Source organism: Coprococcus sp. TM115-187, from assembly GCF_027679115.1.
Taxonomy (GTDB): Bacteria; Bacillota; Clostridia; order Lachnospirales; family Lachnospiraceae; genus Allocoprococcus; species Allocoprococcus comes.
This window is the reverse complement of record NZ_JAQEKS010000050.1, coordinates 1-1,910: the sequence shown is the minus strand read 5'-3', so window position 1 is coordinate 1,910 and position 1,910 is coordinate 1. Positions and strand designations below refer to the sequence as shown.

Genomic DNA, 1,910 nt, shown 5'->3' with positions numbered 1-1,910 from the left:
TGTGCGCCTAGCGGCGCACGTTTCTAACGGGTTAAAGTCCCGAATCCACCCGGTAGTGGGAAGGATATAGCCGAAGGCAAGGGTGTCCATCGTGAGGTGGAATCTGAAGGAAGCCGGATGTGAGGAAAAAAATACTAACTTACGGGCAAATCTCTGGTCTGACGGACAGAAATCTTATATGAGGTTATGCATGAGGGTAAGGTTGCACGCCAAATCGAAGCCCAATAACTACACGGAATCATGCATGATAAATGAGGCAGACGGATGGAGAGGAAGAAACGTGTGATACCTAGGGAGGTCTGTGCGGTACGCCTTGAAAGAGGTAACCATTGCATAAAGCAATGCTGAACGCATAGAAGTCAGCAGAGGTCATAGTAGCCGAGAGGTGAAGGACCGAATCAGTAGGAGTCTTGAGTATGACCGAGAAAGGAGGAATGACTGTCTATGGCAGAAAACATTGAAAACAATGGCTGTTCGCAAAGAGATAATGCGGAACATGAAGGGTATGTGAAAGCGTCTAGGTCATTCAATCGGATATGGAAAGAAAGAGACAGTGCACAGCCGGGACTTTTAGAAGCGATACTGTATAAAGATAACTTTAACAGAGCGTATAAGAGAGTTAAGGTAAACAAGGGAGCGCCAGGAATTGATGGCATGACCATTGAGGAGGCTCTTCTATATCTAAAGGAACATCAACAAGAGTTAACTGACCGCATATACCGTGGGAAGTATACTCCGTCTCCAGTAAGACGAGCCACGATTCCCAAACCAGATGGTGGTGTGCGAAAGCTTGGCATACCAACAGTGGTAGACCGTACACTTCAACAGGCAATAACCCAACAGTTAGTGCCGATCTATGAACCGCTGTTTGCAGAGGGTAGCTATGGCTATCGTCCGAACAGAAGTGCAAAAGATGCAATACTTAAGGTTAAGGAGTATGCAGAACAAGGCTATACATTTGCTGTAGTCCTTGACTTGTCAAAGTACTTCGATACTCTTAATCACGAAATTCTCATCAATCTTCTCCGGAAGAATGTAAAAGATGAACGTGTAGTACAGTTGATAAAGCGCTATCTGAAAAGCGGTGTAATGGAAAACGGAGTAGTCATTGACACAGAGGAAGGCTCACCACAAGGTGGAAATCTATCACCATTGCTGGCAAATGTCTACCTCAATGAGTTCGACCAGGAATTCTTGAAAAGAGGCGTTCCATGCATAAGATATGCAGATGACATTGTGCTTCTTGCAAAGAGCAAGCGAGCATCAGAGAGACTCTTGGAAAGCAGTACAAAATATCTTGAGGAGAGGCTGAAACTTACAGTCAACCGAGAAAAGAGTCGTACTGTCAGTGTATTTGCAATCCGAAATTTTAAATTCCTTGGCTTTGCATTGGGAAGGAACGGAAAAGGCATTTATGTCCGAGTTCATCCGAAGTCATGGAAGAAGTTTAAGTCTAGACTGAAGGAGTTATCTTCCCGTAAGCGATGTCAGTCAATCAAGCCAAGCCTTGAGAAAATCAAGGTGTATGCGAGGGGATGGCTTAACTACTACGGAATTGCAAGTATGAAGAACAACATAGATGACATCAACGGATGGCTCTACCGCAGAATACGTATGTGTATATGGAAACAGTGGAAACTTCCAAGAACAAAGAAAAGAAATCTGATAAAGATGGGAGTACACGAATACTATGCGAACATGGCAGCAAACTGCCGAAGAGGACACTGGTATTGTGCGAATCTGACAACAGTTAAGAAAGCCATGACAAAAGAAAGACTGATAAACAGTGGCTTCTATGATTTAGCCACAGCCTATCAGTCTGTGCACGTCAACTATTGAAACCGCCGTGTACCGAACGGTACGCACGGTGGTGTGAGAGGACGGCGGTTAGTCACCGCCTCCTACTCGAT

1 protein-coding gene is annotated in these 1,910 nt (G+C 44.8%); it reads left to right on the top strand.

Annotated elements, in window-relative coordinates:
• Positions 1–444: 444 nt before the first annotated feature.
• Entirely contained in the window at positions 445–1,839 is a 1,395-nt protein-coding gene (ltrA, locus tag PGW42_RS15720; protein WP_270235192.1) for a group II intron reverse transcriptase/maturase, read from the top strand.
• The last annotated feature ends 71 nt before the right edge of the window (positions 1,840–1,910 follow it).

Coding starts and splice junctions, on each gene's coding strand:
- ltrA (WP_270235192.1), top strand. CDS start 445: ATGGCAGAAAACATTGAAAACAATGGCTGTTCGCAAAGAGATAATGCG.